Annotated in this window: 13 protein-coding genes; 2 read left to right on the plus strand and 11 right to left on the minus strand. The window is 70.3% G+C overall.

What is annotated here, in order from left to right:
- Window positions 1–53: 53 nt before the first annotated feature.
- The 5 genes from ACIRCZ_RS15690 to ACIRCZ_RS15710 form a co-directional block, all read right to left on the minus strand.
- Window positions 54–1,394 carry an ABC transporter substrate-binding protein gene (locus ACIRCZ_RS15690; protein WP_402854667.1) on the minus strand — a complete coding sequence of 447 codons (1,341 nt, stop codon included), beginning with the start codon at window positions 1,392–1,394 and terminating at the stop codon, window positions 54–56.
- Between the two features lie 202 nt (window positions 1,395–1,596).
- Window positions 1,597–2,841 carry an ROK family protein gene (locus tag ACIRCZ_RS15695; RefSeq protein ID WP_402854669.1) on the minus strand — a complete coding sequence of 415 codons (1,245 nt, stop codon included), beginning with the start codon at window positions 2,839–2,841 and terminating at the stop codon, window positions 1,597–1,599.
- 80 nt (window positions 2,842–2,921) lie between these two features.
- The gene (locus ACIRCZ_RS15700) at window positions 2,922–3,464 is read right to left on the minus strand and encodes a hypothetical protein (protein ID WP_402854671.1); all 543 of its coding nucleotides are present in this window, start codon (window positions 3,462–3,464) and stop codon (window positions 2,922–2,924) included.
- A gap of 181 nt (window positions 3,465–3,645) precedes the next feature.
- Complete coding sequence (locus ACIRCZ_RS15705; RefSeq protein WP_055894508.1) at window positions 3,646–4,287, minus strand: helix-turn-helix domain-containing protein; 642 nt, start codon at window positions 4,285–4,287, stop codon at window positions 3,646–3,648.
- Between the two features lie 6 nt (window positions 4,288–4,293).
- The gene (locus ACIRCZ_RS15710; RefSeq protein WP_402854673.1) at window positions 4,294–4,731 is read right to left on the minus strand and encodes a VOC family protein; all 438 of its coding nucleotides are present in this window, start codon (window positions 4,729–4,731) and stop codon (window positions 4,294–4,296) included.
- Between the two features lie 145 nt (window positions 4,732–4,876).
- On the opposite strand from ACIRCZ_RS15710, the gene ACIRCZ_RS15715 reads away from it, so the two are divergent.
- Window positions 4,877–5,662, plus strand: a complete 786-nt coding sequence (locus tag ACIRCZ_RS15715; RefSeq protein ID WP_402854675.1) for an isocitrate lyase/phosphoenolpyruvate mutase family protein — start codon at window positions 4,877–4,879, stop codon at window positions 5,660–5,662.
- A gap of 9 nt (window positions 5,663–5,671) precedes the next feature.
- Here ACIRCZ_RS15715 and ACIRCZ_RS15720 read toward each other — a convergent pair whose 3' ends face one another.
- Genes ACIRCZ_RS15720 through ACIRCZ_RS15730 form a run of 3 tightly spaced genes read right to left on the minus strand, consistent with a single transcriptional unit; the run spans window position 5,672 to window position 8,409 of the window.
- A complete protein-coding gene (locus tag ACIRCZ_RS15720; protein WP_402854677.1) occupies window positions 5,672–6,982 on the minus strand; it encodes an alpha/beta hydrolase in 1,311 nt (436 codons plus the stop codon).
- Between the two features lie 54 nt (window positions 6,983–7,036).
- Window positions 7,037–8,035 carry a cation diffusion facilitator family transporter gene (locus tag ACIRCZ_RS15725; protein ID WP_402854679.1) on the minus strand — a complete coding sequence of 333 codons (999 nt, stop codon included), beginning with the start codon at window positions 8,033–8,035 and terminating at the stop codon, window positions 7,037–7,039.
- Window positions 8,032–8,409 (minus strand): metalloregulator ArsR/SmtB family transcription factor, encoded by a 378-nt coding sequence (locus tag ACIRCZ_RS15730; RefSeq protein WP_055894521.1) that lies wholly within the window; start codon window positions 8,407–8,409, stop codon window positions 8,032–8,034. Before ACIRCZ_RS15730 ends, ACIRCZ_RS15725 begins: the two co-directional genes overlap by 4 nt.
- An 81-nt stretch (window positions 8,410–8,490) precedes the next feature.
- Between ACIRCZ_RS15730 and ACIRCZ_RS15735 the strand changes: the two genes are divergently transcribed.
- Window positions 8,491–9,657, plus strand: a complete 1,167-nt coding sequence (locus tag ACIRCZ_RS15735) for a Gfo/Idh/MocA family protein (protein WP_402854682.1) — start codon at window positions 8,491–8,493, stop codon at window positions 9,655–9,657.
- Here the strand turns inward: ACIRCZ_RS15735 and ACIRCZ_RS15740 are convergent.
- From ACIRCZ_RS15740 to ACIRCZ_RS15750, 3 genes are read right to left on the minus strand one after another with little or no spacing between them, the layout of a single operon-like run.
- A complete protein-coding gene (locus tag ACIRCZ_RS15740; RefSeq protein WP_402854684.1) occupies window positions 9,644–11,095 on the minus strand; it encodes an aldehyde dehydrogenase family protein in 1,452 nt (483 codons plus the stop codon). The genes ACIRCZ_RS15735 and ACIRCZ_RS15740 overlap by 14 nt on opposite strands.
- Window positions 11,095–12,249: an acyl-CoA dehydrogenase family protein gene (locus ACIRCZ_RS15745; RefSeq protein ID WP_055894528.1), complete on the minus strand. Its 1,155-nt coding sequence runs from the start codon at window positions 12,247–12,249 to the stop codon at window positions 11,095–11,097. Before ACIRCZ_RS15745 ends, ACIRCZ_RS15740 begins: the two co-directional genes overlap by 1 nt.
- Window positions 12,246–13,484 carry a CaiB/BaiF CoA transferase family protein gene (locus ACIRCZ_RS15750; RefSeq protein WP_402854687.1) on the minus strand — a complete coding sequence of 413 codons (1,239 nt, stop codon included), beginning with the start codon at window positions 13,482–13,484 and terminating at the stop codon, window positions 12,246–12,248. The genes ACIRCZ_RS15745 and ACIRCZ_RS15750 overlap by 4 nt, the downstream gene beginning before the upstream one ends.
- Window positions 13,485–13,525 lie beyond the last annotated feature (41 nt).

Genomic DNA, 13,525 nt, shown 5'->3' on the forward strand with positions numbered 1-13,525 from the left:
CTGATGCTGCCACCACGCGGGTCGCGCGGGTTGCGATGTCAGTCATGCGATGTTCAGTTGCCCGCCACAGCCGGGATCGCCTGGTCCTTCATGGACTTGAGGGCTGCGGCCTGGGCGGCGGCGAGCGCGTCGTTCAGCGTGCCGCTGCCCGCGGCGGCCTTGGCCATCGCGTCCTGCAGTGCCAGGTTCACGGTCTTCTGGGTCGGCCCCCAGGTGAAGCTGGTGTCGATGTTCTTCGAGGAGTCGGCGAACACGTCGAAGATCTTCTCGTTGTTGTAGTACGGGACGCCTTCGGACAGTGCAGGGAGCTTCGAACCGGCGACGGCTGCCGGGTAGAGGCCGCCGAGCTTGTTCTCGAGGGCGAGCGCCTCGGGGTCGGAGTTCAGCCACTCGTTGAACTTCACCGACTCGTAGAGGTGCGTGTTGCCCTTCATGAACGCGACGGTCGAGCCGCCCCAGTCACCGGATGCGGGGCTCGACCCCCAGGTCGGCATGGGCACGATCGACCACTTGCCTGCCTGGTCGGGCAGGTTGTCGCGGAACATGCTGTAGCCCCAGGCCGCGCCGACGTAGCTGGCGACCTGGTTCTGCTGGTACGCGGCGTACATCGGGGTGGACCCGTTGGCGAGGTCGGTGCGGACGAGCTTGGCGTCGATGAGCTTCTGCCAGTAGTCGGCGACCTGCTTGCTCTTGTCCGACTCGACCGTCACGTGCCACTTGTCGCCGGAGTACTTGTACATGTCGGCGCTGTTCTGCCAGAGCAGGCCGTTGAACCACTCGGCGTTGTTCGGGTCGAAGAACGTGATGCTGAGGTTCGGGTCCGCCGCGTGCAGCTTCTGCGCGTCGGCCGCGTACTCGTCCCATGTCGTGGGGACCGCGAGGCCGTGCTGGCTGAAGATGTCGCTGCGGACGTAGAGCGCCATCGGGCCGGTGTCCTGCGGGAAGGCGAAGACGCCGGTGCCGCCGAAGCTCGCCTGCGACCAGGTCCACGGCACGAACTTGTCTTTCGCGTCCACGGCCGCCTTGCACGCCGAGACGTCGACGAAGGCGTCCTGCGTGCGCAGGTCGGGCAGTTCGTCGTAGCCGATCTGCGCGAGCTCTGGCGCCTTGCCTGCCTTGAGCGCGTTGCCGAGCGTGCCGTACTGGTCGTTGGAGATGTTCTTGGTCTGGACCTGGATGTCCGGGTTCTTCTTGTTCCAGAGTGCGACCACCTGGTCCATGCCGGGAACCGTGTTCCAGTACTGGATGGTGACCTTGCCCTTCGCCGGCTCGCAGGAGGCGGCTGATGCGTCACCGGACGGTGCGGGGGACGAGCACGCGGCGAGGACGGCGATGCTGGCCGCCGCCGCGACGACGGCACCCGCGAAGCGGATGCGCCTGACTGTGTTGCTCATGTTTTCCTTCCAGAAAACGTCCAGCGGCACCGCTGGACGGGTCGACATTGACCCCTCGGGCACGGGGGTTCGGAGAGTGCCTTCGGGTTGGAATGGACGGGTATCACCGGCGGGTGGATCGAGAGCCGATCGCCGCGGCAGGAATTAGCAAATCATATTTTCTAATTGCCCGCAACACTATGTGAGGACAAACATCCTGGACTCAGTCGGCTGCCAGCAGTAGCGCGGAAGGACGAGGAGAGAACGTGTTGTCGAGCACCAGGGTCGCCGCTCCCACCGCCGCCACGTCCACGGGGATCGCCGACTGCGCGAACCGCAGGGGATGCGGGGGGATCAGCGCGGGATCGGAGCGCACCGCATCCGGAAGCGCGGCCAGGATGGTCGGCGAGATGCGGGCCCAGAACGGGCCGCCGAAGATGACCTCGTCGATGTCGAGAAGGTTGACGATCACCACGACGGCGCGTGCCAGCGAACGGGCGGCGTCGGTCAGGATCGTCTCTGCGTCCCTGTTTCCCGTTGAGGCGAGGGTGGCCAGCCGGGTGAACGCCGCATCCACGTCGTCCATGTCGTCCGGGTTGCCCGCCTCGCCGGCGGAGAGGACGCCGTCCAGAACCGCCCGCTCCACGAGGGCGCGCGGCACGGTGATGTAACCGACGCAGCCTCGGCGCCCGCAGGTGCAGATCGGGCCGTCGGGGTCGACGGTGATGTGCCCGGCGTCGCCCGCGTTCGAGCTGATGCCGCGCACGACCTCGCCGGACACGGACAGGCCGGTGCCGAGGCCGGTGCCGTAGTACATGAACGCGAAGTCCCTGCTGCTGCCTGGCTCGGCGAACCACAGCTCGGCGACGACGGCGGCGGTGGCGTCCTTCTCGAGCAGCACCGGCAGTCCAGTAGCCTCCGAGAGCGATCGCCGGAGGGCGACGCGATGCCAGTTGGGCATCATCGGCGGGTTGAGGACGACGCCGTCCTCGACGTTGATCGGCCCCGGCGACGCGATCCCGATGCCGAGGATGCGCGACCGGTCGACGGCCGACCCCGCGATGAGCGCCTCGATCGCGTCCGCCATTTCGGTGATCACGGCACTCGGATCGCCGGCGGTCGGGGTGCCGGTGCGCGAGTGGTCGCGGACGGTGCCGGACAGGTCGACGAGCACGTAGGTGACGGCTGCCGGGTCGATGTGCACGCCGACGGCGAACCCTCCGCCGGGATTCAGCTTGACGACGGCGGCAGGTTTGCCGGGCCCGCTCATCCGGGTGCCGTGCTCATCGACGAGTCCCGCATCCAGCAGTCGTCGGCACACCTTGGTGACGGTCATTCCGCTGAGGCCGGTGAGCGACGCCAGCTCGGATCGGGTGATGCCCTCAGGCCTCCGGCGGATGGCGTCGAGCACGACGGTCTGGTTGTACTCGCCGACGGCGGGCAGGTTCGTTCCCGTGCGATCCACCATCCGGCCTCCCCAGTTGCAAGCTTCCCGAAAGCCTACCGGGGTTGACGTGAGCGGCGTCTTCGCGCGAGCGTCGGCCCCCGTCAGCCGAACGCGCCGAGCGCCCTCCTGTACCGGCCGCTGTCGGCGCGCGTCCCCGCTGTGACCAGCAGTGCGTTCCCGCCCACGGTGCGGGTGACGTCGCCCGTGCACGGAATGACCACGATCTTCGTCAGCCCTCTCCGCCAGGCGGGGATGAGCGCCGGCAGGTCGCGGCGCTCCGGTTGCTCCTCGTAGCTGGTGGGCATGGCGGCGAGATAGGCGGCCGTCCCTCGGTCCAGCCAGTCGCCGTACGACCCGCTGGAGGCGTCGCCCTCGGACGCCGTCGTGCCGAACAGGTCGCTCCAGTACGGCCCTGTCACCTGGCGGAGAAGCTCAGCGCGCTCGCTCGACCCGTCCGCCGTGTGGAGCAGCCGGTCGAAGAGCGCAGGATCCTGGTCGGCGCCGGCGTGGGTGAGCGCGTCCTGCCAGAGCTGCGGCCACCCGCGCTCCCACTCCACGCGTGTCGCGGCGTCGACCTGCGCATCCACGACGAGGGCCGGCGGGTCGGAGAGCAGCGGAGGCAGGTCGTCGCCGTGCGGCTGCAATCCGTGCGCCTCCCGGATTCAGAGCAGCTCCAGGAGCGCGCTCGGCCGGTCCTCGATGGTCATCCGCATGTCGGGCGGCCAAGGATCGTCCGGCCGCGGCTCGCTCGAGATCACGCACCCCCTGTCCGCTCTTCTGACCCGTCCATCGTCGCGGACGGGAGGGGCTCGCGGCAAGGGCCGGTCAGGCAGCCAGGTGGAACGTGTCCGCGAAGCGGTCGAGGAGGTCGCCCGGCCCGCGCAGCACCTCGACGACGCCCGTCGCGATGGCCAGCTCGGGGCGAAGCTCTCCCGAGATCAGGCGATGGATGTCCGGCCCCGCCGCGAAGGCGAGGTCGGCCGGTCCGTCCCCGCGACGCACATCCAGGGCGGAGCCGTCGACGCGGATGAGCAGTTCGGCCTGGCCGAATCTGGCCGCGTATCCCGTGGCGGGCAGGCTCTCCGCCACCGCAGGGCGGAACGCGGTGCGAAGCGTGATGGTCATCGAGTCCGGCGTCACGATCTGCTCATCGCGCGGGTCGCCCATCGCCTTGAACCCCCAGGCGCCGAGGGCGAGCACCACCGGTTCGAGCTCGCGGCCGTACGGCGTCAGCTCGTAGACGATGATGCGCGACCGCGGCGCACGGCGGATGATCCCGGCCTCCTGCAGCTCCTTGAGCCGTGCGGCGAGCACGTTGCTCGGGATGCGCGGAAGACCGGCGGCCAGTTCGCCGTAGCGCCGCGGCCCGACCAGCAGATCGCGGACGATCAGCAGTGCCCAGCGCTCGCCGATCAGCTCCAGAGCGCGGGTGACGCTGCAGTACTGTCCGTAGTCGCGTGCGGCCATCGGGCCTCAGGCCTGCTGCTGGTTCGCGAACGCCTCTGGGCCCTGGCTGGCGGCGACGGGGTCCATCCAGCCGAACTCGAGGAGGTTGCCGTCCGGGTCGGAGAGCTGGCGCTGGTACATGAAGCCGTAGTCCGCGGCGGGGCGACCCTCTGAGCCTCCTGCGGCGAGCCCGTCTTCGACCGCCTTGTCGACGTCTGCGCGGCTGTCGACGAAGATCGCCGTGGAGACGGACGGGGCCTCTGCCGGGTTGCCGATCGGCAGGTCGGTGAAGGTCTGGAAGTAGTCGCGCACCAGGATCATGAAGTAGCTGTGGTCCTCCTCCACGACGACGCAGGCGGCGTTGTGGTCGGTGAACAGCGGGTTGATGCGGAACCCGATCGCCTCGTAGAACGCCTTCGCGCGCTCCAGGTCGGTCACGGGCAGGTTGACGAACATCCCGGTCATGGTGGTCTCCTTGCGTTGGTGTGGTGTCTGAACAGTCCTAACACTTGCAAAAAACAAGTGGAACGTCAATACCCCCGCACCTCGCTGCAGGCAGAGCCCCGCCAGAGTCCCGCGAGGCGTAGCCTCACTCGTGGAAAGGGGTGCCATGACGTTTTCCGAACTGCACCACGGCGATGTGCCTCTGTTGCTTCCGAATGCGTGGGATGTCGGCTCTGCGCTCGCGTTCGTCGCGGCGGGCTTTCCGGCCGTCGGCACGACGAGTTTCGGGGTCAACGCATCCACGGGCCGACCGGATGCGGGAGGGGCCAGCCGGGATGCGACGGTCGCGCTCGTCACGACGCTGATCGCGCTGCCCGTGCCGGTCTCGGCCGACATCGAGGACGGCTACAGCCAGGACCCCGCCGAGGTCGGCGCGTTCGTGGCGGGCCTCGGCGTCGCCGGGGTGAACATCGAGGACTCGGCCGACGGGCGGCTTGTCGACCCGCGCCTCGCGGCGGCGAAGATCGCGGCGATCCGCGGCGCGGCGCCCGGGGTGTTCGTGAACGCCAGGATCGACTCGTACTGGTTCGGGCAGGACGCCACCGTGCCCGCGGTGCTCGACAGGGCGAAGGCCTACGTGGATGCGGGGGCCGACGGCATCTTCGTGCCGGGCGCGACGGACCCGGCGACGCTGGAACAGCTCGCTTCCGCCATCCCGCTTCCGCTCAACGTGCTCGTCGTGCCCGGTCTCACGCTGCACGAGCTCGGCGGCCTCGGGGTGCGGAGGGTCAGCACGGGATCGCTCCCGTATCGCGTCGCGATCGATGCGGCCGTGGAGGTCGCCGCGGCGGTGCGGGACGGCCGCGCCGTCCCGGCTGCGACGTCGTATGCCGACTCGCAGCAGCGGCTGCTGGACTTCGAGGAGCGGCGCCGGACCCGAGGCGATCCCTGACGCCGGCCGTCACTTGGCTGCGACCGTGTACAGCACGGACAGGGGAGGCACCGTCGTCGCGACGGCCACCTCGGCGAGCGACTGCGTTCCCGCATCCAGGTAGCCGTGCTGGGCCATGTGGTCACGGTAGAGCGCAGCCCGCACCCGCTCAGGCGCGATCCTGGTCCACGCGGTGGAGGTGATGTCGTCGTTCCACGAGGAGTGCAGGATGGGGGCGTGGCCGGTCACCGGCAGCAGGCCCGTCTTGGCGTCGCCGTCGGCGGGCAGCACGCGGGCTCCGAAACCGGGCGCTCGCGGGTCGAACCTGCTCGCCCGCCCGAGCCGGGCCTCGGTGTCCGAGGCAGCCTCCGCCGCGTAGACGGCACGGGCGTGCAGGTCGCCGGCGGTCGGGATGCGCTCCTCGATCCCGGCGGACCCGAGCATCACGAAGGCGGTGACCCCCAGGTCGGCGTCAGCGAGGGCGTCGGCGGCCATCGTCGTTCCATAGGAGTGCGCGACGACGTTGAGCGTCGGAACGCGCCCGAACCGTGCGGCGCTCAGCCCCCTGATCGCCTCGATCAGCAGGGGAGCTCCGTTCGCGGCGTAGTCCCCGAGCGCGGCGTCGATTCCCACGGGAGGCGCCGCGTATCCCATCCACGCGATCACCGAACGGTCCTTCGATGCGCCGGCTTCGCCCTGCGCGTTCCAGATGTTCTGCGCGGCCAGCGTCCAGAGCTGCATGTCCGTCGTGTACGTCCCCATCCCCGGCACGGCCCAGGTGACGACGTCGGCGGTGTCGGGGTCGCCGACCGAGATCGCCGCGGTCGGCTGCGCGTTCGGGATGAACTCGACCAGGTAGCGGCGGACGCCCCCGCTCGACCTCAGCGCGTTGCGGATGGCCACGTACGAGCTGGCGCGCACGGCGGCGCCCCGGTCTCCGGGGTGGCTGCGCACGTCGTGCTCTGCTGACGCGAGCTCGGTGGCGAGCTGGCGGCGGTTGGCCCGGTCGCGCAGCGCGTACGGCAGTCCGTCGGCGTTCCCCACGAACGCGGGGATCACCCGCTCCAGCCCCCGTCTCTCGGAGGCGGGCAGCGCGTACCAGCCACTGCGGAAACGCTTCGCGTCCGCGTTGGTGAGTTCGAGCAGTTTGTCGGGGTGCGCGGTGAGGAAGGCGTCCAGCGCTGCGCCCTCGAGGCGGGCGAGCGTGTCGAGCACCCGGACAGTGGATGCCGGTCCACGCGACGGAGCGACGATCAGGGCCACCGCGGCGATCACCGCGCAGACGGCGACGATCCCGGCGCGGCGCGCGACGCTCCATCGTCTCGCTGAGGCCAGGCGCATCCGACGTCACTCCCTTCCCCGAGGAGGCAAGAGTACTCCGCGAGGCGGCCTGCGCTAGTGATTCGGCGCCGGCGCCAATTCCAGCTGCAGCCCGTCGAGATTGGGCAGGTGCGCGCGCGCGTTAGCTCTCGCCGCGGCGGCGATCCGCTGGGCGTCGCTCAGGCTGGTCGCGTCCACGATGAGCTGGGCGCTCCCGTGCAGGCGATGGCCGATCCAGCGCAACTGGATGCGGGGGACGGCGGCCACCCCCGGCGTCTCCTCGATCGCGTGCTCGAGCCTGTCGACGAGCTCCGGCTCGATGCCGTCGAGCAGGCGCCGGCCGATGCTGCGGACGGTGCCGATGAGCAGCAGGACGATCGCCGCGGAGATGACCAGGCCGACGATCGGGTCGGCAAGCGGGAAGCCGAGCAGCACGCCGACCGCGCCGAGCACGACCGCAAGCGAGGTGAAGCCGTCGATGCGGGCGTGCACGCCGTCCGCGACCAGGGCGGCGGAGCCGATGCGACGTCCCACTCGGATGCGGTAGATCGCCACCGCCTCATTGCCGGCGAAGCCGATGACGCCGGCGACGATCACCCAGCCGAGGTTCGCCAGGGGATGCGGGTGGATGAGCCTGTCCACCGACTGCCAGGCTGCCACGACGGCGGAGAGCGCGACGACGGCGATGATGAACAGCCCGGCGAGGTCCTCCGCTCTGCCGTAGCCGTAGGTGTACCGGCGGGAGGCGACGCGTCGGCCGAGCACGAACGCGACCCAGAGCGGAACGGCGGTCAGGGCGTCGGAGAAGTTGTGGACGGTGTCGGCGAGGAGGGCGACGGAACCGCTGAACGCGACGACGATCGCCTGCAGAATCGTGGTGCCGAGCAGCACGAAGAGGCTGATCTTGAGGGCGCGGACGCCTTCGGTGCTCGCTTCGAGCGCATCGTCGATGGAGTCGGCGGCGTCGTGCGAGTGGGGGACGAACAGGCCGTAGAGGAAGCCGCGGAAGCCGGTCGGGTGGTCGTGGTCGTGGCCGTGGCCGTGGTCGTGGTGGTGGGTGTGCACCGCGCTCACGCCGACGCTTCCTCCTGCTCGGCTTCGCCGTGGTGGTGGCGCGGTGTGCCGCCGAGCGAGTGCTCCGCCTGGAAGATCGCATCCGTCACCAGCCTGCCGGCGTGCTCGTTGCCCAGTCGGTAGAACACGCGCTGCCCGTCCTGCCTGGTGGCGACGATGCGCGCCAGTCGCAGCTTGGCGAGGTGCTGGGAGACGGCCGCCGGCGACTTGTCGAGGATGTCGGCGAGGTGGTTGACCGACAGCTCGCCCGCATCCTTCAGGGCGAGGACGATGCGCACCCGCGTCGCATCGGCGAGCATGGAGAACACCTCGACAGCCAGTTCGACGTACTGGCTGTCCGGGAGTCGTCCGCATATCGGCTTATCTGCATCCATACGCAGATTAAAGACACAATGGCACGGGAAGCGCAAGCCGGCTTGACGTGTCGGACGTCTGATGTCTAACGTCTTGTTAATATGACGAACGCCGCCACCGCCCCGAGCACCGCATCCACCGATCCTCAGACGCGCGAGATCCGCTACGGGCTCGTCGGCGCAGGCTACTTCGGGCTCGCCCTCGCGCGCGCGTTCGTCCAGCTCCCCGGCGCGCGCATCGCCGTCGTGCACGACCCCGAGCACGCCGGCGCCGCCGCCACCGAGTTCGGCGCAACGGTCGCGGCGTCGGCGGAGGAGCTCTGCCAGAGCGACGACGTGGATGCGATCATCGTCGCCTCTCCCAACTGGGCGCACCACGCGTCCGTCGTCGCCGCCGCGAGGGCGGGCAAGCCGATCTTCTGCGAGAAGCCCATCGCGCTGTCGTACCGCGAATGCACGGAAATGGTGGATGCGGCAGCCGAGGCCGGCGTGCTGTTCATGGCAGGTCACGTGATGAACTTCATGGCGGGCGTGCGCCTGGCCAAGCGACTCATCGCGGACGGCTCCCTCGGCAGGGTGCTGTTCTGCCGCGCGGTGCGCACCGGCTGGGAGGAGCCGAAGCCCTCCGTCTCGTGGAAGAAGAAGCGCGAGCTTTCCGGCGGGCACCTGTACCACCACATCCACGAGCTGGACGTGGTGCAGTTCATCATGGGTGCGGCGCAGACCGTCACGATGGTGGGTGGCAACGTCGCGCACCGCGGCGAGGAGTTCGGCGACGAGGACGACATGCTGCTCATCACGCTCGAATTCGGGAACGACACGTTCGCGACGCTCGAATACGGCTCGGCGTTCCGCTGGCCGGAGCACCACCTGCTCATCCAGGGCACTCTCGGCGCGGTGATGATCGACCTGAAGAACCCAGGCGTCACCGTGCGCATCGGCGGCACGGAGACCACACACCTCCTGCACCGCACCGCGGAGGAGGATGCGCAGCGCGCGGAGACATACGCGGGGAGCGCCGCGGACGGAGCGATCCGTTACGGCGACCCGTCCACCGTGCCTCCGCTCTGGCTCACCGGCATCGTCGAGGAGGAGACGACGTATTTCCACGGCCTGCTGCTCGGCAACGAGCCGGAGCCCGAGTTCGCCGCCCTCACAGACGGCACCGCCGCACGGGCGGCCATCGCCACCGCCGACGCCCTCAGCCTCTCCCTGACAGAGGGGCGCAAGGTCGACGTCGCGGAGGTCGTGCTCGCTACGAATCCGTAGCGAGCACGAGCCGACCGTCCTCCCGACGCGGGATGCGCAGCGGGTTCGCGTCGAGGAGTGCGGTCGGCAACACGGCCTCCGGGGCGTTCTGGTACGCGACGGGAGTCAGGAAGCGGCGCAGCGAGCTGGCGCCGACCGAGGTGTGCTGCGAGCCGGTCGTCGCCGGCCACGCGCCGCCGTGGTGCTGCGCCCACGCGGTCGCGACTCCGGTCGGCCAGCCGCCGAAGACCAGCCGGCCGCACCGCGGAGCGAGGATCGCGGCGAGGTCGGAGACGTCCTCGCCCTGCGCCGACCGGATCGTCGCGGTGAGCGAGTTCGGCAGGAGTGCGAGCGCCGACCGCAGCTCGTCGTCCGACGCGTACGACACGATCGCGGTGAGCGGGCCGAAGCACTCGGCGATGAGCGCGTCAGGGTCTGCGAGGAACGCGGCCACGGTCGCCGAGACGACGGTCGGTCGCCCGTCAGCGTCTCCGCCGGCGCGCGCCACGGCGACGTCGCCGCGGGCGGAGAGGTCGCCGACGCGGTGCTCGAACGCGCGCGTCATGCCGGTGGTCAGCAGGGGATGCGCGGCCGCTCCCGCGAGCGCGTCGTGCACCGCCCGTCCGAAACCGCTGTCCGCGGGCGCGAAGACCAGCCCCGGCTTGGTGCAGAACTGGCCGGCATCCCTGGCCACCACCTCCAGCAGCCCTGCGGCGAGTCCGGCGGCGTCCTCGCTCGCCGCAGCCTCCGTCACGACCACGGGGTTGATACTGCCCAGCTCGCCGTAGAACGGGATGGGGTCGGGACGCGATGACGCGACCTCGAACAGGGCGCGACCTCCGTGCTCCGAACCGGTGAACGCGACGGCGGCGACCAGCGGGTGCCTGACCAGCTCGACGCCCGCGTCCACGCCGTCGACCAGTCCGATGGCGTCGGCGCTCACACCGGCAGCCGCGAGGGCGTCTGCGGCGAGCTCGGCGGTCCGCTCGGACAACCGTGGATGCCCCGGATGCGCCTTGACCACCACAGGGCACCCTGCGGCCAGAGCGGAGGCGGTGTCGTTGCCGAGCACGGAGAAGGCGAACGGGAAGTTGGACGCGGTGAACACGGCCACGACGCCGAGCGGGCGGAGCATCCGCCGGAGGTCGGGGCGCGGCGGGGTGGTCGACGGATCGGCGTGGTCGATCGCGGCCTCGAGAAAGCCGCCATCGCCGACGACCTCTGCGAAGAAGCGGAGCTGGTTCGCGGTGCGCGTCACCTCGCCGGACAGCCGTGCCGGCGTGAGGTGCGTCTCGGCGGCCGCGATGGCGACGAGCTCGTCGCGTGCAGCCTCCAGCGCGGTGGCCAGAGCCGTGAGTGCGCGCATCCGGTCGGAGAGCGACGACGAGGAGAACCCTGAGCCGGCTGCGCGGCCGACCACCGCATCCACAGCGGATGCCCGCACGACGGTGTCGCTCATCAGAACGCCGAGAGCCCGGTGAGCGAGCGGCCGATGACGAGGGTGTGGATGTCGTCCGTGCCCTCGTAGGTCCTGACCGACTCCAGGTTGTTCATGTGCCGCATCACGGGGAACTCGTCCGTCACGCCGTCGCCGCCGAGGATCGTGCGGGCGGAGTGCGCGATCGTGAGAGCCTCGCGGACGTTGTTCAGCTTTCCGACGCTGAGCTGCGCCGGCGTGATCGCTCCGCGTTCCTCGAGTCGTCCGAGGTGGAGGGCGAGGAGCATCCCCTTCTCGTACTCGACGAGCATGTCGGCGAGCCGCTGCTGCACGAGCTGCTTGGAACCGATCGGGGCGCCGAAGACCTGACGCGTGGTGGAGCGCTCGATGGCCGCTTCCAGACAGCTCCGTGCGGCTCCCATCGCACCCCAGACGATGCCGAAGCGCGCCTCGTTGAGGCAGGTGAACGGGGCGGAGAGGCCGATGGCGTCCGGGAGCTGGGCGGAGGAGGGGACGCGGCAGGCGTCGAGGTCGACCGCGTACTGCACGGAGGTGCGCATCGACAGCTTGTTGTCGATGAGGGTGGCGGTGAAGCCGGGGGATGCGGTGTCGACCAGGAATCCGCGCACCCCGTCGTCGGTGCGCGCCCAGACCACGGCGACATCGGCGACGCCCGCCAGCCCGATCCAGCGCTTGTGCCCGGTGATCAGCCAGTCGTCGCCGTCCCTGGTCGCGAACGTCGTCATCGCGGCGGGGTCGCTCCCGCCCTGCGGCTCCGTGAGCGCGAAGCAGCCGATCAGCTCTCCCCGAGCCATCGCGGGCAGCAGCGCCTTCTGCTCAGCGGAGCCGAACCGGGAGATGGCCGTCATCGCGAGCGATCCCTGCACGGAGACGAAGGTGCGCCAGCCGCTGTCGACGGCTTCGAGCTCGTGGCAGACCAGGCCGTAGCTGACGGCGCCGGCGCCGGCGCAGCCGTCGTCCTGCAGGTGCATCCCGAGGAAGCCGGCCGCGCCGAACGCGGGAAGGAGCTCGCGCCGGAAGTGCCGGTTCTCGAAGTCCTCGTCGACGACGGGGGCGAGGTGGTCGCTGGCGAAGCTGCGCGCCCGCTCGGCCCAGCCGAGCTCCTCTGCGGTGAGGAGCGGGGCGAGATCGAAAGTGTCGGCTAGTGGGGTCATCGGTGATCCTCGAGGTTGGTGCGGGCGTGGTCGGTGCGGGCGGGTTCGGTGAGGGTGAGGTCGGCGGAGGCGGGACGCCGGTCTGCCGGGACGGGCAGCCAGTCGGCGCCGTCGTGCTGGCCCAGAGCCGGAGCGGTGACGCCGCGCCGAGGTGGAGAACCGGCCAGATGGATGGGGTTGGCCGGCTGGCGCGCGTCCACCGCCCCGAGCTCGTCTGTCAGTTCCTGCACGGGATGCGCGCCGAAGCTCTCCGCGAGCGCGATCGCCTCGGTGATCGTGTTCACCAGCCCGGCGGGGACGTCCCTGGCGTCGAGGATCCGCTTCCAGTGCTCGGCCGGCGCGGTGGCGAGCACCGCTTCGAGTTCGCGCCGCAGCGCATCCCGGTGGCCGACCCGCGTGGCGTTGCTGACGAAGCGCGCGTCGGCGGCAAGCTCAGGACGCCCGAGCGCCTCGGCGAGGGCGGCGAACTGCCGGTCGTTGCCGACGGCGATCACGAGATCGCGGTCCTGGCAGGCGAAGACCTCGTACGGCGCGATGCTGGGGTGCGCGTTCCCGCGGCGCACGGGGTCGACGCCGGTGGCGATGGCGCTGGACGCCTGGTTGGTCAGTGCGGCGAGCAGGGTGCCGAGCAGATCGACGTCGAGGTGGTCGCCGAGGCCGGTCGCCTCCCTGGTGCGCAGCGCCAGCAGGATGCCGGAGAACGCGTTCAGGCCGGTGAGCACGTCCACCAGCGCGACGCCCGCCTTCGTCGGCGGACCGTCCGGTGCACCCGTCACGCTCATCAGGCCGCCCACCGCCTGCACCAGCAGGTCGTAGCCCGGCAGGCTCACACCCTGGCCGAATCCGGTGATCGAGCAGTAGACGACGCCCGGGTTGACGGCGCGCACGGCGGCGTCGTCCAGGCCGAACCGCTCCATCGTGCCGGGGAGGAAGTTCTCGATGACGACGTCGGCGGAGTGCGCGAGGCGGCGCGCGGTGGCGATGCCGTCCGGTGTGCGGAGGTCGCAGACGATCGACCGCTTGCTGCGGTTCACGCCGGCGAAGTAGGTCGACCTGCCCTGCGCATCCACCGGCGGCAGCCACTGCCGGGTGTCGTCGCCGTGCGGGCTCTCGATCTTGATGACGTCCGCGCCGAAGTCGGCGAGCATCATCGTGGCGTACGGGCCGGCCAGGATGCGCGTGAAGTCGGCGACCCGGATGCCCGCGAGGGGCGCGGCTCGATCGTGCTGCGTCATATCTGCATCCAACCAGACGTCCTTGTCGTGTTGCAACGTGG

It is taken from the genome of Leifsonia sp. NPDC102414, assembly GCF_044765685.1.
GTDB lineage: Bacteria > Actinomycetota > Actinomycetes > Actinomycetales > Microbacteriaceae > Leifsonia.